We start from the raw sequence: 19,834 nt of genomic DNA, 5'->3' as shown, positions 1-19,834 counted from the left end.
TTGTTGTTGAAAGATCAGGCAGCCACGTACTTGCTGAGAGCCTCATCTTTTTCCAGCAGCGCTACGATAGCGTCTACCGCTTCGCCGGAGGTGGTTTCGGAGTTGGGGAAGATGGTTGCGAAGTTGTCCTGGAGGATCTGACGGAACGAATCACGGTCCGCTTCGTCTACGCCCAACAGCACCGCGAGGGTGTCCAGGTTCTCGCCAGAACCGCGAGACATGTCACGGGCAACCTTGTCGATGTTGCTGTCCATGTACATGGCCATGGATTGAACGGATTGGTTGGTCTGGCAGCCCAGGGTGCCGGTGGTCATGCCAAAGGTCTGGTTGCCGAATGTGCCGTTAGTGGTGGCAGCCAGAACGTGAGGGGCAATGCCGGACTGGCCCTTCCAGATCATGGCACCTACGCCGCAACCAGGCTGAGCAAAAGCCATGGATGAAGCACCCAGAAGAATTGCACCTGCGATCAGTTTTTTCATTATCCACTCCTTGTTGTGGTCTAGCTTTCGTCGCTTGCCGTGCCGGCGTGTCTGCCTTTATGGAGCCGGTACGGTAACGGCCCTGACTAATTTCCCGTGGAGACAGGTGTGACCGTTCCGTTGAGTATAGTCCAAATCCGTGGAAAACAAGTTTACGGCGATGTGAGTTATTGATTTGTCCCGGAAAGAGTAAAAAATATGATCACGTGTTCATATTCCAAAAATAGCTAACTAAAATAAAAAAGGATCAATATTGTTATATAAAGGTTCTTTGGGTATAGTGCGAGCGGCCATGAAGGCTTACACACAACACATGGAGATCATTCTGTGAAAAAAGCACTTATCGCATCCAGCCTGCTGCTGGCCGGCGCAATGACCGGCTGCTCCTCCCTGAACGTCAGCTCCAGCCCGGTTCCGCTCAATGGTTCCGTAGCTACCGATATCAAGGCCGATATCGACGTTGGCGAGAAAATTACCGGCCAGTCTTCCGCCACCAAGGTTCTGTTCTTCACCATGAGTGATGACAACGAATTTGCGGATGGCATGGAATACGGTAACGGTGGCGGCAGTGCCTTCGGTCTGGGTGGTCTGGACCCGGTATCCGCTGTTAAGTCAGCGGCTGCCTACAACGCCATCTCGGCATCCGGTGCTGACGTGATTGTGGCTCCTCGCTACACTGTCAAGAAGAACGACTACGTAGTGTACGGCACCATTGACGTAACTGTTGAAGGTTACAAGGGCACCATCAAGAGTGTGAAGTAAGCACTGCATTGATTGCCCGATACAGAAAAGCCGGAGTGTGTTGTCACATTCCGGCTTTTCTGGTTTCAGCTAGCCACCAAGATAAGCATTCTGCACATCCGGATTGGCCAACAGGTTCTTGCCTGTGTCGTGCAGCCGGATCTTGCCGGTTTCAAGGACATAACCCCGATCTGCCAGATTCAGGGCCTGGTGGGCGTTCTGCTCAACCAGAAACACGGTGATGCCTTCTTCCCTCAAGTGGCCAATGATCTCGAAGATCTGCTTGATCACCAGGGGTGCCAGCCCCAGGGAAGGCTCGTCCAGAATGATCATGTTGGGCTTGCTCATCAGCGCACGACCGATCGCCAGCATCTGTTGCTCACCGCCGGACATAGTGCCTGCTCGCTGGTGTTCGCGCTCCTTCAGCCGTGGGAACAGGCCATAGACTTGATCCTGGCTCTTGCGGATTTCGGCCTTGGTGTTGAAGAATCCCCCCATATGAAGGTTTTCTTCTACGGTCAGGCCCGAGAAAACACGCCGCCCCTCGGGCACGATCGAAATCCCCGAGCGCATGATGGTGGCCGTGGGTTCGCGGGTGATATCCCGCCCCTCCAGGATGATCCGGCCAGAAGTGGCCTGGGGGTTGCCGCATACCGTCATCAACAGGGTTGTCTTGCCAGCCCCGTTGGCGCCGATCAGCGAAACAATCTCGCCTTTCTTAACTTCGACGGACACCCCGTGCAGGGCTTCGATCTTGCCGTAGTGGGTATGGACATCTTCTAGTACTAGCATGGACATTATTCAGGCCTCACCCAGGTAAGCTTTGATGACGTCGTCGTTGCTGCGGATTTCGTCCGGCGTGCCACTGGCCAGGGGGCGACCCTGGTTGATCACGTTGATCCGGTCGGAAATATCCATCACCAGGCTCATGTCGTGCTCAATGAGCACAACGGAGACGTTGTAGTCTTCCTTCAGGCTGACGATCAGTTGGTTCAGTTCCCGGGTTTCCGCCGGGTTCAGACCGGCCGCGGGTTCGTCCAACATCAGCAGCTTGGGTTCGGTGACCATGCAACGGGCTATTTCCAGCCGCCGTTGTTGCCCATAGGCCAGGTTGCCGGCATCCCGGTTGGCCATCTCCAGCAGGCCAACCCGATCCAGCCAATAGCTGGCGCGGTCCAGGGATTTCTGTTCCCGCTCACGGTAGCTTGGCGTTTTCAGCAGCCCGGAGATCAGGTTGGTATTCAGGTGTCGGTGCTGGGCGACCAGCAGGTTCTCCACCACGGTCATCCGGTTGAACAGACGCACGTGCTGGAAGGTACGGACCATTCCAAGGCGGGAAATCCGGAAATCCGGTTTGCCCTGAACCTCACTGCCTTCAAACAGGATTTTGCCGCCGGTGGGTTTGTAGAAACCACTCATGCAATTGAATACGGTGGTTTTGCCGGCGCCGTTGGGGCCAATAATGGACACGATTTCGTGTTCCTGAACGTCCAGGGAAACCTGATCGACCGCCAGGAGTCCGCCAAAGCGCATGGACAGATTCTGTACTTCAAGCATCGTCCGTTACTCCTGTTTGTGCAGCACGATATGGATACGGCGCATGGGCATCAGACCCTGCGGTCGCCAGACCATCATCAGCACCATGGCGGCACCGAAAATCAGCATCCGGTATTCGGAAAACTCCCGGGCCAGTTCCGGCAGGATGGTGACCGCTATGGCGGCGAGGATAACGCCGATCTGCGAGCCCATACCGCCGAGCACGACAATGGCCAGGATGATGGCAGATTCCAGGAAGACGAACGATTCCGGGCTGATAAAGCCCTGCTTGGAAGCAAATACGGTCCCGGCGAAACCGGCAAAGAACGCACCGATGGTGAACGCGGACAGCTTCACTGCGGTGCGGCTCAGTCCCAGGGAGCGGGCAGCGATCTCGTCCTCCCTCAGGGCTTCCCAGGCGCGACCGACGGGCATGCGCATCAGGCGGCGGATGACCAGCGCGGTAATCACGGCCAGCACCAGGGCAATCAGGTACAGGAAGATGATTTTGTGCTCACTGCTGTAGGCAATGCCGAAGGTTTCGTGGAACGAGGTGTTGCCTTCCTCCTTTACCCGGCGACCGAACTCCATGCCGAACAGCGTGGGGTCGGGAATGCCGCCGATGCCGTTGGGACCGCCGGTCAGGGTGGTCATGTTGTTCAGCAGGATACGAATGATTTCACCGAACCCGAGCGTCACAATCGCCAGATAGTCACCCCTGAGCCGGAGTACCGGGAACCCCAGTACCAGTCCAAACAGGGCAGCCAGCAGCGCGCCAATGGGGAGTGCAAACCAGAAGGAGACCCCGTAATACTGGGACAGCATGGCAAAGGTGTAGGCGCCGACCGCGTAGAAGGCCACATAGCCCAGATCCAGCAGCCCGGCGAGCCCGACCACCACGTTGAGGCCCAGCGCCAGCATGACGTAGATCAGCACCAGAGTAGCCAGGTCGACAGCGCCCCTCGACATGAAGAACGGCCAGATCAATGCCCCGATGATGATCAGCGTCAGGAAGGTGGATTCCAGCTTCAGGCGTTTGCTCTGTTCCATGGGCTGGCGGTTGGCCAGCGGGTTGAGTGCCGGGGCCTTCCCGAGCAATCCCATGATGTTGTCGCGGAACAGTTGGAAAAGAAAGACCACCACCGCGGCCAACAGAACCGAGATGACAGTCTGCGTCGTCGCCCCCTCCAGAATGATATTGGTTCCCGAGGCGACCAGGTTAAAGCCAAGGATTGGATACGCAACGATCAGCGTGACAATCGCGCAGAACAGCGCGTGTTTCAGGTTATGTGCAGCCATCAGATCTTTTCCACCTCCGGTTTACCGAGCAGCCCGGTAGGCTTGAAGAGAAGAATGAGTATCAGCAGGCCGAAAGACACCACGTCCTTGTATTCCCCGCTGAGGTAGCCGGAGGTCATGCTCTCGGCCACGCCGAGGATCAGGCCGCCCAGCATGGCGCCAGGAATGCTGCCGATGCCGCCCAGCACTGCCGCCGTAAAGGCCTTCAGTCCGGCAATAAACCCGAACAGTGGGTCGATGGAGCCGTAATACATACCCAGCAGCAGGCCGGCGACCGCTGCCAGTGCGGCGCCGATCACAAAGGTGGCGGAGATGATGCGGTTGGTATCGATGCCCAGCAGGCTGGCCATACCCAGGTCCTGGGAGACGGCGCGGCAGGCGCGACCGATACGCGAGCGGGATATAAACAGGGACAGCAGGGTCATGCAGATCAGCGTGGTGATGAAGATCGTAATCTGCATGTAGGAAATCGATGTCTGGAATGAGTCCACGCTGCCGAAGCGGAAACCGCCTTCAATCAGGGCCGGAAAGCCAATGTTGCGGGAACCCTGAGCCAGATGGACGTAATTCTGCAGGAAAATGGACATGCCGATGGCGGAAATCAGAGGGATCAGCCGGTGGCGTCCACGAACCGGTCGATAGGCGACCCTTTCCACGGCCCAGCCCATGGTGCTGGAGACAATCATCGCGCAGACGAGTGCAACGATGAGTATCAGTGGAAGCCAGGCGATACCGAGGGCGGCAAGCCCGGTGATGGCGATCAGAGCGGTGTAGGCGCCGATCATGTAAATCTCACCATGGGCAAAGTTGATCATGCCAATGATGCCGTAAACCATCGTGTAGCCGATGGCGATCAGGGCATAGGTGCTCCCGATCGTCAGCCCGTTAATGAGCTGTTGCAGGAAATAAAGGAGATCTTGCATTGTTATGGGACTCCGAAAGCCTGCCCCCTCCACTGACCACACCTGACGCTCCGGGGTACCGGCACGGGTGCGGGAAGGATCAACAGGAGCCTAGAAAAACACCTTCTCCCGGATCGCGGTGAGAAGGTGTTCTCATTGTTACCGTTTTTTAACGATTTCGGCTCAGTTTACCGGAGTTTTGCTGCCATCTGAATGCCATTCGTACACAATGAACTCAAATGACTTCATGTCACCTTTTTCGTCGTACTCAACAGTGCCAATGGGGGTCTCGTAGGAGCCACTGCGGAGGGCTTCGGCGACATCGAAGGGATCTGTCGAGCCGGCTTCTTCAATACCTTCGGCAATCAGTTGCACCGCGGTATAGGAGGTCAACACGAACGGACCGGAGGGGTCCTCGCCTTTTTCCTCGAAGGCTTTAACCAGCTCCTGGTTTTCTTCCTGTTGGTCGAAGCTGGGCGGAAGCGTGACCAGGAGGCCTTCAGAGGCATCACCGGCGATGGTGTTAATGTCCTTGTTGCCCACGCCTTCAGGGCCCATGAAGACGGTATCCAGCTCGGCCTGTTGCGCCTGGCGCAGGATCAGGCCCAGTTCCGGGTGATAGCCGCCGTAATAGACGTAGTCGACATCGGCTTGCTTGAGCTTGGTGATCAGGGACGAGAAGTCCTTGTCACCGGCGGTGATGCCCTCAAACATGGCGATTTCAACGCCGGCGTTCTTCAGGGTGTCGCGAACGGCCGTGGCAATGCCTTCACCATACTGCTGTTTGTCGTGGACAATCGCGACGCGCTCGGGGTTGAGGCTGGCGAGGTACTCCCCGGCAACCGGGCCCTGCATGCTGTCGAGGCCGATGGTGCGGAATACCAGCTCGTATCCGCGTTCGGTGATGTCCGGGCTTGTGGAGGCCGGGGTCACCATCAGGATGCCTTCGTCCTCGTAGATGTCAGACGCCGGCTGGGTGGAACTGGAACACAGGTGGCCGACCACAAAGCGAACGCCTTCGTTCACCAGGCGGTTCGCCACGGTGACCGCCTGCTTGGGATCGCAGACATCGTCCACTTCCACGGCTTCCAGCATTTCGCCGTTGACGCCGCCCGCGGCGTTGATACGCTCAATCGCCATGCGGGCACCGGAAAACTGCATATCGCCGTACTGGGCAACGGGGCCGGTCATCGGTCCGGCAATACCAACCTTGATTTCAGCGGCGGCGTGGCCAGCTCCCATCAGGGCAATGGAGGTGCTAACAGCGGTTACGAGTTTCTTTACTGAAGTTCTCATTGGGTCTGTCCTGTTTTGTTCAGGGTTATTCTTATGTTCTCAGATAGTTAAACAAACACCACACCTCGCTGCTTGTCAAGCAAGTTGGGCCAGTCTTTGCTCCGGAACATCAAGCCTTGAAAATTCAGGAGATAGGGGAGCAAAGACTGTGCCGGTGTCGGATTAATCGTCGAGCTGGTTGTCTTCGGTATCCGGGAAAATGAGGGTCTTGAAGCTGTCGTGATCCCGTAGTTGCTGGAAACTGGGATCCACGGAGGCGTCGTCGCGGTAGGCCTCGGAAATGTCGATGGCCTTCTTCAGGGTGGCGACGGCGTCTTCCCAGCGACCGATTTCGGCGTAAGCGCATGCCAGCTGATAGTGCGCGTGGCCATTGTCCGGCGCCAGTTTCAGGGCCCGCTGACACAGGCTGATGGCCCACAGCGGCTCCTGCATTTCCAGCACCGCATCGGCCTTATAGCTCAGAGCTTCCACATCGTCCGGGCGTAAATCCAGGATATGGTCGTAGGCGGAAATTTTGTTCTGCTGGGACGTTTCCTGGCTGGCTTTCAGCCACAGGGAGTGCACTTCGTTGGTGCGCTCAATTTCCGCCTGGTTCTGGTGGATAATGTCGGATTTCTGCTGCAGTTGCTCTTCGATGGACTTCAGCCGTTTTTCGTATTCCACCACCAGTTCGTTGACCCGTTTTTCGGCCAGGCTGGTGAGCTGGTTGCGCATGTCCCGGATGGAGTTCCAGCCAATGACCACCAGAATCGAGGTGGCGCCAGCGATCAGATAGAAGAAATAGGTGACCGTGTCGGTGGCGTAGGACATGGTCTTGTCGGCCACGGACAGTTCCTTGTCGACCACCTTTTCAATGAGCTCCGCCCGCGTGTTTTGCATCTCCTTGCGTAGGGCTTTGCTCTCCTCCAGCAGGTAGAGTTCCACGAACGGGGTATACATGGGCTTTTCAAGAGTCTCAATGCGCTGCTCAACATCTTCTGCGCTGAGGTCATCGGGCGGCTCCGTGGGCTGCTGTGCCTGGGTGCTGGTGGCAATGAGCGCAGTGAGCAGGAAGCCTGCGAGTAACGGCAGTAGCCGGGAGTTGGCCAGAAGTGTCTGTCGGATAAAATGCGTGGTCATTGAACCTTGTCCGTGTACGGGATTTCTGAAAAGGGTGACCTTAGCATAGTGGCTGGCGGAAAAAATGCAGGAAGACCGACAGGATGGGTAAAAACGCCGACTTGCAATTGCAGGAGTAAAGACCTCTAATAGTTAGTGGTATAAATAAATAACGTGCAGGAACAGTGGGGCTTCAGCCGATGGCGGGTAACAAAGTGCTTTACTCGAAACAGCTCAATGCCTCCGATTTCAACCAGAATGGGGCTGCTGGCCCGGATCGGAGTAGTGCCGTGAACAACTATGAACAGGTGCTGGTAGCGCTGAGACGTGTTATCCGTGCAACTGACCTGCATTCCAAACGCCTGAGCAAGCATGCGGGCCTGACCGGGCCGCAATTGTTGATCATGCGGACGATCCGCGATCTGGGCGAAGTGACCATTGGCACGATTGCTGACAAGGTCAGCCTCAGTCAGGCGACTGTGACCACCATCCTGGATCGCCTGGAGCATCGTCAACTGGTCTATCGGGTCCGCAGTACCCGGGACAAGCGCAAGGTGCATGCGCACCTGACCGAGGGTGGCGCAGATATTCTGGCCCGTGCGCCTCAGCCCCTGCAGGAGGATTTCATCAAGAAGTTCCAGAGTCTGCACGAGTGGGAGCAGACCATGATCATCGCGTCGCTGCAGCGGGTGGCCAACATGATGGACGCCGACGATATAGATGCTTCGCCGGTGCTTGATGTAGGGCCGGTGCTGAAGGACGATGGCTGGAAGGAGAAGGCCTGAGTCGTTGGCTGGAGGCTAGTGTCAGGGTGGGGTGCCTTTTCTTTCGGGAAAAGAACTCGCTGCGCTCAGACACCTTTGTCCCTGCAGAAAAGGCACCCCACCCTGACACTGATCCGACTCTCAGTTGTCCTCCCGTGGCCAGCCCTCAATGCACTGACGACCCTCTCTTGGGCTTATCCCCGAAACACACCTGATAAACATCACTATACTGCTTGGCGAAATTCACCGTCAGGCCTTCCTTCAGGTAGCCCGGTAATTCCTCGTAATCCCCGCGGTTGGCCTCCGGCAGGATCAGGTTATTGATCTTCTGCCGGCGGGCGGCGATGACTTTTTCGCGGATACCACCCACCGGTAGCACCTGGCCCGTCAGCGTCAGCTCGCCGGTCATGGCGATGTTCTGTTGTGGCGATTCCTTGCGTGCGATGGACAGCAGGGCGGTGGCCATGGTGACACCGGCGCTCGGGCCATCCTTTGGTGTCGCCCCTTCCGGTACATGCAGGTGCACAAAGGATTTGTCGAAGAACGTGGGGTCGCCCTTGAAGCGTTTGAGGTTTGACGACACGTAGCTGTAGGCAATTTCTGCCGATTCCTTCATCACGTCCCCGAGCTGCCCAGTCAGCTTGAAGCCACGCTGGGAGCTGTGAATGCGGGACGCTTCGATGCTCAATGTAGCGCCGCCCATGGCGGTCCAGGCCAAGCCGGTAACCACGCCGGTGCCCTTGAGGGATTTTTCCTTGCGGAAGGAAGGTTGTCCGAGGTAGGTCCCCAGATCTGCCACACCAACCTTCACCGGTTTCTCCGGATCCTCCAGCAATCGCACGATGCCCTTGCGGATGATTTTGTGCAGCATCTTTTCCAGATTACGCACCCCGGCTTCACGGGCGTAGCCTTCTATAACCTGCTTCACGGCTGCATCGCTGATGTTCAGCTGTTTCTTCAGCAACCCCACCCGTTTCAGCAGGCGGGGTATCAGGAAGTGCTTGGCGATGGCCAGCTTTTCCTCTGCGATGTAGCCCGAGAGCCGGATCACGTCCATTCGGTCCAGCAGGGGGCGGGGAATGGTGTCCAGCTGGTTGGCGGTGCAGATAAACAGGACTTTCGACAGATCCATGCGAACGTCCAGGTAGTGGTCCAGGAACTCGCGGTTCTGCTCCGGATCCAGGGTTTCCAATAGGGCAGAGGCCGGGTCACCCTGAAAGGACGCCCCGATCTTGTCGATCTCGTCCAGCATGATCACTGGATTGGATACTTTGCAGTCCTTCAGCGCCTGTACAAATTTGCCTGGCATAGCGCCTATGTAGGTACGGCGGTGGCCCTTGATCTCGGCTTCGTCTCGCATGCCACCGACGCTGAAGCGATAGAACTTGCGGCCAAGGGCATCCGCCACCGAATGGCCGATGGAGGTTTTGCCTACGCCAGGTGGCCCGACCAACAGCAGGATCGAGCCGCTGACTTCGCCTTTGAAAGTGCCTTCGGCAAGGAATTCGACAATGCGATTCTTGACGTCATCCAGCCCGTCGTGGTCACGATCCAGTATCCGCCGGGCTTCGGCGAGGTCGAAGTGGTCCTCGGACGTCTGTCCCCAGGGTACCTGGGTCAGCCAGTCCAGGTAGTTACGGGTGACGCCGTATTCTGGCGATCCCTGCTCCAGTACCTGAAGTTTTTCGATTTCGTCCTCGAAACGTTCGCTGACCTGATCCGGCGGGTTCAGTTTTTCCATGCGTGCGCGGAAGCGTTCCACGTCAGCGGTCTTGTCGTCCTTGGCCATGCCCAGTTCGCGCTGAATGACTTTCAGTTGTTCACGCAGGAAAAATTCACGCTGGTGTTTCTGTACCTTGTCATTCACTTCTTCGCTGATTTCCGCCTGCAGGCGAGCCACTTCCTGCTCCTTGCGCATCAGCAGCAGGACTTTTTCCATGCGCCGCAGCAGGGGTATGGTATCAAGCACGTCCTGTAATTCCGGGCCGCGAGCGCTGGTCATGGAGGCGCCGAAATCGGCCAGCGGTGAACTGTCGTCCGGGCCGAACCGGGACAGGTACTGCTTGACCTCCTCCCCATACAACGGATTGGTGCGCAGCAGATCCTTGATGGCACTGATAATGGCGAGGGTATAGGCCTTGAGTTCGTCGGCTTCCTCGTCCGGCTCATTCGGGTATTCCACTTCCACCAGGTAGGGCGGTTTGCGCCTCAGCCATTGGGCAATGCGGAATCGTTGCAGGCCCTGGGCAATAAACTGAACCTTGCCATTCTCTTGCTGAGCATGGTGAACCCTCACTGCGCAGCCCATGATTTCCAGCTCTTCGCTGGCGGGGATGTTTCGTTCCGGGTCCGGGCTGTCGACAAAGCAGATGCCGAGCACCTTGTGATCGGTTTCGCCCACGCGTTTGAGAGTTTCGCTCCAGGGATTCTGATCGACCACTACCGGCTGGACCTGGGCCGGGAAGAACGGACGGTTGGACACCGGCAGTACGTACATACGCCGGGGCATCATCTGTTGGGGCAGAGCCAGGTTCTTGCTGTTCTCGTCTTTACCGATGTACTCGGTGACGTCTTCCTCGAATTCTTCCAGAGAGTCATTACGGTTGTCTTCGTTCATACCGTGCAAGTATCCATTCGGAAAGTTTGGCAGGAGAGGCTGTTGCCCCGATGTCTCACATATTAGGTTATGTAACGTCGGTTCTGGGGATTTCAAGGACGTCCCCTGACGATGTGCTAAACCTTGAAATCCGGTAGTTTGCCCCCACAACCATGGCAAACTCGACGAACTTTCCCAACCTGTTCAGGTGCTACTGATGAACAATTCGCCCTACATCTTTGAAGCCAACATGGAGAATTTCCAGCAGAAAGTGATGGAAGCCTCCTCAACCACTCCAGTCCTCGTTGATGTGTGGGCGGAATGGTGTGCACCCTGCAAGCAACTCATGCCGGTGCTGGAAAAGCTGGCAGAGGAGTACCAGGGCGCCTTCCTGCTGGCCAAAGTGAATGCAGACGAGCAGCAGCAACTGACGGGGTCGCTCGGCGTACGCAGCCTGCCCACCATTATCCTTGTAAAAGACGGCCAGGCCGTGGACGGCTTCAATGGCGCGCTGCCGGAGAGCGAGATTCGCAAGGTGCTGGACAAGCACGTGGAAGCCCCTGAGGAGGATCCCTACGAAAAAGCTCACCGCCTCTGGGAAGGTGGCGACGTCGAGGGCGCATTGGCGATTCTGACGGAAATGAACCAAAAAGATCCGGAGGACCTCAAGGTCCTGATTGACCTGGCGCAGCTGAAAGCGGAAATGGGTGATCTGGAAACGGCCGAGCAGGTGCTTGAGAGCCTTCCGCCGGAAGAGAAGTTGCAATTCCAGGCCAAGCAGCTGGCGGCCCGCATCAAGTTTCTGAAACAGTCCGCGGAGTTACCGCCCGTCAAGGACCTGGAAATGGCGCTGGAGCAGGATCCGAAAGATCCCCATGCCCTGCATCAATTGGCGCTGCACCATATCCTGCAGGAAAACAACGCCGAGGCGATGGAACTGCTGATCCGCCTGATGCAGTCGGACAGCAAGTACAAAGATGAGGTCGCCAAGACCACCTTGATCGAGCTGTTCGACAAGCTGGGCAACAACAACCCGGACGTGCGGACCTATCGGCGGAAGTTGTATACGCTGATGCATTGACCGGTTTGGTTGTTTCCTGTGCTGAAACGAAGAAGGGCCGCTGATTTGCGGCCCTTCTTCGGTCGGCTGGTCGGTTTTAACCGTTGCCTTTCTTCATTTCTTCGTACTCATCCTCGAAGAAGAATTTCTCCTCTCCCAGGGCGGGCTCAAGCTCGTGCAGCCAGGTGGCTGTCTCGCTGTACTTGGCAAAGAACGGGCGCTGCACCCAGTCCGGGTTGCGACCCTGCAGGAAGCGCAGAACGAAAACCTTCTCGCCATTGATCTCGGTGATGCCCTGGATCTCTACCTTGCCGGGGCCGGCGCTCATGCTCGGGCCGCGGGCGGTGCGGGCCAGGCCGGAGACTTTTTTCATGGCTTCGCGGTAGATCTGGAAGGCTTCGGCAAGCGGCACTTCGAAGTAGTTCTTGGCGCCAGTATCCCGCTCCACAAACATGTAGTAGGGGATGATGCCGAGCTGAACTTCTTTCTTCCACAGTTTGGCCCAGGCTTCGGCGTCGTCATTGACGTGCTTGATCAGCGGGCCCTGGGCGCGAATTTCGGCGCCAGTGGCGCGGATGCGACGGATCGCTTCTTCGGCGATGTCGGTGGTGATTTCCTGCCAGTGGTTGTAGTGCGCCATGATCGCTACGTGCTTGCCGGCATCGACCAGGCGGGCAAACAGATCGATCAGCTCATCCGCATCCTTGTCAGTCACGAAGCGATACGGCCAGAAGGTCAGGGCCTTGGTGCCGATGCGGATAGTCTGGATGTGGTCGAGTTCCGGCTGCAGCAAAGGTTCCAGATACTGCACCAGGTTCTTGGTCTTCATCACCATAGGGTCGCCGCCGGTGACCAGCAGGTCCGTAACCTCGGTGTGCTCCTGCAGGTAGCCATGAAGCTTCTCGGCTTCAGTGCTGGCCATCTTCAGGTCCTTGTCACCGACGAACTGCGCCCAGCGGAAACAGAAGGTGCAGTAGGAGTGGCAGGTCTGTCCCTGGGCCGGGAAGAACAAAACGGTTTCACGGTACTTGTGCTGTACGCCGTCCAGAACCTCGCCATCCAGCTCCGGCATGTTCATTTCCATCTGCCCGGCGGGATGCGGGTTCAGCTCGTCGCGGATTTCCTTGGCAACGGCCTGAATTTCTTTCTTGTCGGCACCTTCCCGATGCATTTTTGCCATGCGTTCGAAATGTTCGTCCTTCAACATGCCTTTCTGGGGGAAGACAAGCTGGTAGATCGGATCGTTCGGCACCTTGTCCCAGTTGATCAGTTCGTTGATCACGTATTCGTTGACCCGGAACGGCAGTACGCTGGCGACGACCTTCATTTCGAACAGGGTGTCTTCAGGGAGATTCTGGATAACCTCAATCTTGTCGAGCTGGCGGTCTGTATAGACCTTGAAGCGTCGCTCTTCGAACTCGGCAGTCGGGATGCGGTTCGGGAACGTGACGATGGAGTTCATAGATCGCCCTCTGGTTGAATGCCAATGTCAGGAGGATGGGGGTCGCCAACACTCCTCTGGTTAAAAAACGGGCAGCAAGTATACATAAATCGATATTTATTTTCAGGTCTAATTAAAAAATCCTGCTGTATTGGCGGGGATTATTGAACAACTTCTGTGAAATTCTGGAAAAAACATCAAAAGGTGGCGAAAAGTCAGTAATGTCACGCCGGCGATTCTTTTAGCGTGATAAGGATAGGTTGCCTCTGATAGGAATACTACGACCTTGGTCTAGACTTGGTTGTTTGATGCTCGAAAACCCGTCATTATTACGTAAGTAATCGCAAGAAAAGGTTTTGGTAATCCTTTAATAGCCTTTAATGTTGCATGTCTATCTGGTTTTGTAGTAAAAAAACTACATGATGACGAGCGAGATCTGAGCAGTTTCAGGCCAGGCTCATACCTTTTGGCCAAAAGCCGCTAATACAAAGGCGTCCGGGCAGTAAAGTTGGCCAAGCTGTTCTATGCTTGATGACACTAGTCAGGCGGAAATAACCAAAACAACAGGTTCTGCAATTCACCGCAGCGAATAACACCGCAGGCGCCAGGCCGCTGATCGTGGCCCGAGTGGCCTTTTTTGATGCCAAGGGGAGGGTTTGATGTACCAGGACGATGATCCCATCGAGACCAGTGAATGGCTTGATGCACTGGAATCTCTTATTGAACAGGAAGGCGTGGACCGCGCCAAGTATATTCTGGAAAGGCTCTCCGAACGAGCCAGCCGCGACGGTACCGAGTTACCGTACTCGATCACCACCCCATTCCGTAACTCCATCCCCGTGACCCAGGAAGTTCGCATGCCTGGGGATCTGTTTATGGAGCGCCGTATTCGCTCACTGATCCGCTGGAACGCCATGGCCATGGTGCTTCGAGCCAATCAGCGCCCGGGTGAGCTGGGTGGGCATGTGTCCTCTTTCTCCTCGGCGGCCACGCTCTACGATGTCGGCTTTAACTACTTCTTCCACGGTGGTGATGAAAAGCGGGAATCTGACCTGGTGTATTTCCAGGGCCACTCCGCGCCTGGTATTTACGCCCGTTCCTACCTGGAAGGCCGCTTTGACGAAGCGCAGCTGGACAAGTATCGGGAAGAAGTGGACGGCGACGGTCTGTCTTCCTACCCGCACCCCTGGCTGATGCCGGATTACTGGCAGTTCCCCACCGTATCCATGGGCCTTGGCCCGATTCAGGCCATCTACCAGGCCCACGTGATGAAGTACCTGCACAGCCGCGAGCTGATCGACATGGGCGATCGCAAAGTGTGGTGCTTTATCGGTGACGGCGAGTGCGACGAGCCGGAAACCCTGGGGTCCATCTCCATGGCCGGCCGTGAGAACCTGAGCAACCTGATTTTTGTTGTTAACTGCAACCTGCAGCGCCTGGACGGTCCGGTGCGGGGCAACGGCAAGATTATCCAGGAACTGGAAGGCGTGTTCCGTGGTGCTGGCTGGAACGTGCTGAAAGTGGTCTGGGGCCGTATGTGGGATCCGTTGTTCGAGAAGGACCAGGACGGCCTGATGCAGCGGGTGATGGACGAAGCCGTGGACGGCGACCTGCAGAACTTCAAGAGCAACGGCCCGGCCTATACCCGCAAACACTTCTTCGGCAAGTATCCGGAGCTGTCCAAGCTGGTGGAAAACCTCACTGACGAGGACATCAACAAGCTCAACCGTGGCGGCCACGACCCCTATAAGGTATACGCGGCCTACCATCACGCCATTCACAACAATGGCGGGCGGCCCACGGTGATCCTGGCCCATACCATCAAGGGTTATGGTTTCGGTTCCGCCGGTGAAGCCCAGAACACCGCGCACTCCCTGAAAAAACTCGATATCGAGCAGCTCAAGGCCTTCCGTGATCGGTTTGCCGTGCCGCTGAAGGACGAAGAGCTCAAGGAAGTGCCTTACTATCGTCCGGCGCCGGACAGCCCGGAAATTGTCTACATGAACAAGCGCCGGCAGGAACTGGGTGGTTTCTATCCCAAGCGCCGCAAGGACTGCCAGCCGCTGCAGACGCCGCCGCTGGACACCTTCAAGGCATTACTGGATGGCTCCAATGGCCGTGAAATTTCCACCACCATGGCCTTTGTACGCCTGCTCACGGCCCTGACCAAGGACAAGCGCATTGGTAAACGGGTAGTTCCCATCGTGCCGGACGAGGCCCGTACCTTCGGTATGGAAGGCATGTTCCGCCAGCTCGGCATCTACACGTCAGAAGGTCAGAAGTACGTGCCGGAAGATCGTGACCAGATCATGTACTACAAGGAAGACAAGAAAGGTCAGATCCTTGAGGAAGGCATAAACGAAGATGGCTCCATGGCGGCCTGGATGGCTGCAGCGACCTCCTACAGCACCAACAACTTCCCGCTGGTGCCGTTCTACATCTTCTACTCCATGTTCGGCTTCCAGCGTGTGGGCGATCTGGCCTGGGCGTCTGGCGATATCCAGGCCCGTGGCTTTCTGGTCGGTGGTACCGCCGGGCGCACCACGCTCAACGGTGAAGGCCTGCAGCATCAGGACGGCCACAGCCACATCCTGGCGCAGACCATTCCCAGCTGTAAGGCCTACGACCCGGCCTACGGTTACGAGATGGCCGTGGTTATCCAGCATGGCATCAAGGAAATGTTTGAGGACAACCAGAATGTCTTCTACTACCTGACCATCGAGAACGAGAACTACGAACAGCCGGCCATGCCGAAAGGCAAGAAGGTGGAAGACGGCATCATCAAAGGTATGTACCTGCTGGATTCCGTTGAAACCAAAGGGCGCAAGAAAACCCCGCGGGTTCAGTTGCTGGGCTCAGGTGCCATTCTCAACGAGGTGCGTGCCGCTGCCGAGCTGCTGAAGGAAGACTTCAGCGTAGCCAGCGATGTCTGGAGCGTGACCAGCTTCAACGAACTGGCCCGTGACGGCCTGCACATCGAACGCTGGAACCGCCTGCATCCGGACGACACGCCCAAGAAGGCGTACATCACCCAATGCCTGGAGAAACAGCAAGGGCCGGTGGTGTCCTCGACGGACTACATCAAGCTGTTGTCCGAGCAGGTGCGTGCCTACATTCCCAAAACCTACCTGACCCTGGGCACCGACGGTTTTGGTCGCAGTGACACCCGCGAGAAACTGCGGAGTCACTTCGAGGTGGATCGCTATTACGTGGCGGTTACCGCGCTCTCGGCGCTGGCACGGGATGGTGAGATCAAGGAGGACGTGGTTCTCGAAGCCATGCGCAAGTACGGAATCGATCGCAACAAAAAGAACCCGGTGCTGAGCTAAGGAGACCGCCATGAGTGAACAGGAAATCAAGGTTCCGGATCTCGGCGGTGCAGACGAGGTCGAGGTTATTGAAGTGCTCGTCAGCCAGGGGGATTCGGTTGAGGAAGAAGATCCGATACTGACGGTAGAGTCTGACAAGGCGTCGGTTGAGCTGCCATCGCCCGGTGCCGGCAAGATCACCAAAATCACCGTCAAGGTGGGTGACAAGGTCAAGGAAGGCGACGTTGTCGGCATGATGGAAGCCAGCGGCGACGCCGCTGGCTCGGATGACGATAAAGATGCTGGTGAAGAAGACAGTTCCGGCAAGGACGAAAAAGCCGAAGCCAAGTCGGAAGACAAAGCTGAAGAGAAAAAGCCGGCACTGAAGAAGTCTGGCGGCTCCCGCAAGGAGACCGTTCAGGTTCCGGCTCTGGATGGCTTCGATAACGTACCGGTGATCGAGATCAACGTCAGCGAGGGCGACGAGGTTGAGGTTGACGACGCGCTCGTCACCGTGGAGTCCGACAAGGCCACCATGGAGATCCCGTCTCCGTTTGCCGGCAAGATTGGCAAGATCCTGGTGTCCGAAGGCGACAAGATCTCCGAAGGTCTCGACCTGGTTGAAATGACCGTTGTCGAAGAGGGTGGTGAAGAAGGTGATGAAGAAGCGCCTTCTGAATCGGCCGAGTCCTCAGGTGAAGAAAAGCCGCAAAGCAAGAAGGCAGAGCCAAAGCCTGAGCCGGCGTCCGCAACCTACGAGCCGCCCGCACCCGGCGCCAAGGTCCACGCCGGCCCGGCGGTGCGCAAGCTGGCCCGTGAATTCGGCGCAGACCTGACCCGCATCAAGGGCTCCGGCCCGAAGGGGCGCATCCTGAAGGATGACGTGCAGGCCTATGTGAAGAGCCAGCTGCAGCAGACGCAGCAGGGCAGCACGGTGGCGGGCGGCGGTGGTGCCGGCATTCCCGGCGTGAAGCTGCCGGACTTCAGCCAGTTCGGTGACATTGAGCGTGAGTCCATGTCGCGCGTGATGTTCGCTACGGCCAACAACATGCAGCGTAGCTGGCTGAACGTGCCCCATGTCACCCAGTTCGAGGATGCGGACATCACCGACATGGAAGACTTCCGCAAGGCGCAGAAGGCGGCCGGCGAGAAGAAGGGTGTGAAGATGACGCCGCTTCCTTTCATGCTGAAAGCCTGTGCCACGGCGCTGGCGGAGTTGCCGCAGTTCAATGTGTCGCTGGACATGGACCGCAAGGAGGTTATCCGCAAGCAGTACATTCACATCGGGATTGCGGTGGATACGCCTCACGGGCTGATGGTGCCGGTGATCCGCGATGTGGACAAGAAGGGGCTCTGGGAGCTTGCCGCGGAAAGTGCGGATCTGGCCCAGAAGGCCCGGAACAAGCAGCTGAAGCCGGCGGAGATGCAGGGTGCCTGCTTTACCATTACCAGTCTGGGTGGTATCGGTGGCACGGCGTTTACGCCGATTGTGAATACGCCGGAGGTGGCGATTCTTGGTGTGTCCAAGGCGGCGATGAAGCCGGTCTGGGATGGCAAGGATTTCCAGCCGCGGCTGATGTTGCCGCTGTCGCTGTCCTATGATCACCGTGCGGTGAATGGGGCAGACGCGGCGCGGTTCACGACGCTGCTGAGTCAGCTTCTCGGGGATATTCGGTCTCTGTTGCTTTAAGTCCTGCTAAGTCCGCCTCCCAGCCTTTTGGTTGTGGGGGGCGGCGAGAGGCGGGGAATACGATTCAGGACACGCTACGAGCACATCCATGTGCGCTTGTTTCGGGCCGTCCATGGCCCTCAACAGTCCTGAATCGTATTCCCCGCCTCTCTCGTTTTTGCCGCGAGTTATTTCAACAGTGCCTCGCCGGCCTGGCTCCCAGACTTCTGGAAACAGTCCGCAACTACACGCCCACGCTGTCATAACGGCCAATGCTCTGACCCTGATAACTATCCAACATCGCCTCTACAGTCATCCGAATGGTTACTACAGAGGCCTCCATGAAACCCGCCGACATCCTTTCGCAATCGCTTACCCTCAAGAACGGCTCCGTTATTCCCAATCGCTTTGCCAAGTCCGCCATGAGCGAGACCCTGGGCACCATCGATAACCGTGTCACCAAGGACCTGGTAACGCTGTATCGCACCTGGGCCGAGGGCGGCACCGGGCTGTCGATTACCGGAAACGTGATGGTGGATCGCCGGCACATTGGTGAGCCGCAGAATGTGGTGTTGGAGGATGAGCGGGATCTGGAGTTGCTAACGGCCTGGGCGGAGGCTGGAAAGGTCGGGGGTAATCAGATCTGGATGCAGTTGAACCATCCGGGCAAGCAGAGTCCGAAGATGTTGAACAAGGACTCTGTGTCTCCCAGTGCGGTGCCGTTTCGCAAGGAGTTGCGGAGTATGTTTGCGACGCCGAGGGCGCTGTCCGGGCCGGAGATTGAGGATATTATCCGGCGCTTTGCGAAAAGTGCGGCGATTGCGGAGAAGGCGGGATTCAGTGGGGTGCAGATTCACGGTGCCCATGGGTATCTGGTGAGTCAGTTTCTGTCGCCTCACCATAACCAGCGTACGGATGAGTGGGGTGGTTCGGCTGAGAAGCGGATGCGGTTTGTGCTGGAGGTGTATAAGGCGATTCGGGAGGTGACCGGGGATGGCTTTAACGTGGGTATCAAACTGAATTCGGCGGATTTCCAGCGGGGTGGCTTTACCGAGGAGGAGTCGCTGGCGGTGATTGCGGCGCTGGCGGAGCAGGGGGTTGATCTGGTGGAGATCTCCGGGGGTAATTATGAGAATCCGGCAATGGCCAAGGGCGCTGAAGGTGGCGAAGTGAAGGAGAGCACGTTGGCGCGGGAGGCGTATTTCCTGGAGTTTGCGGAGAAGGTGCGGGAGCGGGTGGATGTTCCGTTGATGGTGACCGGTGGGTTCCGTACGGAAACGGGGATGGCTAATGCCATTGCCTCTGGTGCTACGGATCTGGTGGGTATCGCGCGGCCGCTGGCGGTGGAGCCGGATTGTCCGAAGCGAATTCTGGCCGGTGAGTCGTTTACCAGTGCGGTGAAGCCGATCAGGACGGGAATCCGTTTGATTGACGATATGGCGTTGATGGAAGTGAGTTGGTATACCCGGCAGCTTGGTCGTATGGGGAAGGGAAAGGCGCCGCGTACCCATGATCGGGGTGTGCTTTCGTTGATGGAGGTGATCGGGGTGATGGCTTCGCGTGGGGTTCGGACTCGGCTTCGGGCTGGGGAGTAATCGTTTCTTTGGTGGTGGGGCGCGGGTGGGGGTGTCTGGTAAAAAACTCC

Annotated in this window: 15 protein-coding genes; 6 read left to right on the top strand and 9 right to left on the bottom strand. The window is 57.3% G+C overall.

The window, feature by feature from the left end; all coding sequences use genetic code 11:
• Positions 1–14: 14 nt before the first annotated feature.
• Complete coding sequence (locus ACJO5Y_RS12395; RefSeq protein WP_406987569.1) at positions 15–479, bottom strand: DUF3015 domain-containing protein; 465 nt, start codon at positions 477–479, stop codon at positions 15–17.
• Between the two features lie 327 nt (positions 480–806).
• Here ACJO5Y_RS12395 and ACJO5Y_RS12390 point away from each other — a divergent pair, with 327 nt between their 5' ends.
• Positions 807–1,241 carry a hypothetical protein gene (locus ACJO5Y_RS12390; protein ID WP_406987568.1) on the top strand — a complete coding sequence of 145 codons (435 nt, stop codon included), beginning with the start codon at positions 807–809 and terminating at the stop codon, positions 1,239–1,241.
• 69 nt (positions 1,242–1,310) lie between these two features.
• On the opposite strand, the gene ACJO5Y_RS12385 is transcribed toward ACJO5Y_RS12390, so the two are convergent.
• From ACJO5Y_RS12385 to ACJO5Y_RS12360, 6 genes are all read right to left on the bottom strand, one after another.
• Positions 1,311–2,012, bottom strand: a complete 702-nt coding sequence (locus ACJO5Y_RS12385; RefSeq protein WP_406987566.1) for an ABC transporter ATP-binding protein — start codon at positions 2,010–2,012, stop codon at positions 1,311–1,313.
• Positions 2,013–2,021: 9 nt separating this feature from the next.
• Positions 2,022–2,777 (bottom strand): high-affinity branched-chain amino acid ABC transporter ATP-binding protein LivG, encoded by a 756-nt coding sequence (livG, locus tag ACJO5Y_RS12380; RefSeq protein ID WP_406987565.1) that lies wholly within the window; start codon positions 2,775–2,777, stop codon positions 2,022–2,024.
• Between the two features lie 6 nt (positions 2,778–2,783).
• Entirely contained in the window at positions 2,784–4,055 is a 1,272-nt protein-coding gene (locus ACJO5Y_RS12375) for a high-affinity branched-chain amino acid ABC transporter permease LivM (protein WP_406987563.1), read from the bottom strand.
• Positions 4,055–4,978: a high-affinity branched-chain amino acid ABC transporter permease LivH gene (livH, locus tag ACJO5Y_RS12370; protein WP_406987561.1), complete on the bottom strand. Its 924-nt coding sequence runs from the start codon at positions 4,976–4,978 to the stop codon at positions 4,055–4,057. Before livH ends, ACJO5Y_RS12375 begins: the two co-directional genes overlap by 1 nt.
• A gap of 162 nt (positions 4,979–5,140) precedes the next feature.
• Positions 5,141–6,253, bottom strand: a complete 1,113-nt coding sequence (locus tag ACJO5Y_RS12365) for a branched-chain amino acid ABC transporter substrate-binding protein (protein WP_406987559.1) — start codon at positions 6,251–6,253, stop codon at positions 5,141–5,143.
• A 162-nt stretch (positions 6,254–6,415) separates the two neighbouring features.
• Complete coding sequence (locus ACJO5Y_RS12360) at positions 6,416–7,372, bottom strand: TPR end-of-group domain-containing protein (protein WP_406987558.1); 957 nt, start codon at positions 7,370–7,372, stop codon at positions 6,416–6,418.
• Positions 7,373–7,641: 269 nt separating this feature from the next.
• Here ACJO5Y_RS12360 and ACJO5Y_RS12355 point away from each other — a divergent pair, with 269 nt between their 5' ends.
• Positions 7,642–8,136 (top strand): MarR family winged helix-turn-helix transcriptional regulator, encoded by a 495-nt coding sequence (locus tag ACJO5Y_RS12355; protein ID WP_036190703.1) that lies wholly within the window; start codon positions 7,642–7,644, stop codon positions 8,134–8,136.
• A 145-nt stretch (positions 8,137–8,281) separates the two neighbouring features.
• Here the strand turns inward: ACJO5Y_RS12355 and lon are convergent, their stop codons facing one another.
• A complete protein-coding gene (gene lon / locus ACJO5Y_RS12350) occupies positions 8,282–10,732 on the bottom strand; it encodes an endopeptidase La (protein WP_406987556.1) in 2,451 nt (816 codons plus the stop codon).
• Positions 10,733–10,928: 196 nt separating this feature from the next.
• Between lon and trxA the strand changes: the two genes are divergently transcribed.
• On the top strand, positions 10,929–11,792 hold the full coding sequence (trxA, locus tag ACJO5Y_RS12345; RefSeq protein ID WP_406987554.1) for a thioredoxin: 864 nt from the start codon (positions 10,929–10,931) through the stop codon (positions 11,790–11,792).
• 76 nt (positions 11,793–11,868) lie between these two features.
• Here trxA and ACJO5Y_RS12340 read toward each other — a convergent pair whose 3' ends face one another.
• Entirely contained in the window at positions 11,869–13,233 is a 1,365-nt protein-coding gene (locus ACJO5Y_RS12340; protein ID WP_406987553.1) for a KamA family radical SAM protein, read from the bottom strand.
• Between the two features lie 638 nt (positions 13,234–13,871).
• Here ACJO5Y_RS12340 and aceE point away from each other — a divergent pair.
• The 3 genes from aceE to ACJO5Y_RS12325 all read left to right on the top strand — a co-directional run bounded on the left by aceE (position 13,872) and on the right by ACJO5Y_RS12325 (position 19,784).
• The gene (aceE, locus tag ACJO5Y_RS12335) at positions 13,872–16,541 is read left to right on the top strand and encodes a pyruvate dehydrogenase (acetyl-transferring), homodimeric type (RefSeq protein WP_406987551.1); all 2,670 of its coding nucleotides are present in this window, start codon (positions 13,872–13,874) and stop codon (positions 16,539–16,541) included.
• A 10-nt stretch (positions 16,542–16,551) separates the two neighbouring features.
• Positions 16,552–18,210: a dihydrolipoyllysine-residue acetyltransferase gene (gene aceF / locus ACJO5Y_RS12330; RefSeq protein WP_406987549.1), complete on the top strand. Its 1,659-nt coding sequence runs from the start codon at positions 16,552–16,554 to the stop codon at positions 18,208–18,210.
• Positions 18,211–18,530: 320 nt separating this feature from the next.
• On the top strand, positions 18,531–19,784 hold the full coding sequence (locus ACJO5Y_RS12325; protein WP_406987548.1) for an NADH:flavin oxidoreductase/NADH oxidase family protein: 1,254 nt from the start codon (positions 18,531–18,533) through the stop codon (positions 19,782–19,784).
• The last annotated feature ends 50 nt before the right edge of the window (positions 19,785–19,834 follow it).

This window comes from Marinobacter alkalisoli (assembly GCF_045449855.1).
In the GTDB taxonomy this organism is placed as follows: Bacteria; Pseudomonadota; Gammaproteobacteria; order Pseudomonadales; family Oleiphilaceae; genus Marinobacter.
This window is presented reverse-complemented; position numbering and strand designations above follow the sequence as displayed.

Excerpts from the sequence above, each read along its gene's own strand:
- ACJO5Y_RS12395 (WP_406987569.1), bottom strand. The coding sequence starts at position 479 with ATGAAAAAACTGATCGCAGGTGCAATTCTTCTGGGTGCTTCATCCATG.
- ACJO5Y_RS12385 (WP_406987566.1), bottom strand. The coding sequence starts at position 2,012 with ATGCTAGTACTAGAAGATGTCCATACCCACTACGGCAAGATCGAAGCC.
- livG (WP_406987565.1), bottom strand. The coding sequence starts at position 2,777 with ATGCTTGAAGTACAGAATCTGTCCATGCGCTTTGGCGGACTCCTGGCG.
- ACJO5Y_RS12375 (WP_406987563.1), bottom strand. The coding sequence starts at position 4,055 with ATGGCTGCACATAACCTGAAACACGCGCTGTTCTGCGCGATTGTCACG.
- livH (WP_406987561.1), bottom strand. The coding sequence starts at position 4,978 with ATGCAAGATCTCCTTTATTTCCTGCAACAGCTCATTAACGGGCTGACG.
- ACJO5Y_RS12365 (WP_406987559.1), bottom strand. The coding sequence starts at position 6,253 with ATGAGAACTTCAGTAAAGAAACTCGTAACCGCTGTTAGCACCTCCATT.
- ACJO5Y_RS12360 (WP_406987558.1), bottom strand. The coding sequence starts at position 7,372 with ATGACCACGCATTTTATCCGACAGACACTTCTGGCCAACTCCCGGCTA.
- lon (WP_406987556.1), bottom strand. The coding sequence starts at position 10,732 with ATGAACGAAGACAACCGTAATGACTCTCTGGAAGAATTCGAGGAAGAC.
- trxA (WP_406987554.1), top strand. The coding sequence starts at position 10,929 with ATGAACAATTCGCCCTACATCTTTGAAGCCAACATGGAGAATTTCCAG.
- ACJO5Y_RS12340 (WP_406987553.1), bottom strand. The coding sequence starts at position 13,233 with ATGAACTCCATCGTCACGTTCCCGAACCGCATCCCGACTGCCGAGTTC.
- aceE (WP_406987551.1), top strand. The coding sequence starts at position 13,872 with ATGTACCAGGACGATGATCCCATCGAGACCAGTGAATGGCTTGATGCA.
- aceF (WP_406987549.1), top strand. The coding sequence starts at position 16,552 with ATGAGTGAACAGGAAATCAAGGTTCCGGATCTCGGCGGTGCAGACGAG.
- ACJO5Y_RS12325 (WP_406987548.1), top strand. The coding sequence starts at position 18,531 with ATGAAACCCGCCGACATCCTTTCGCAATCGCTTACCCTCAAGAACGGC.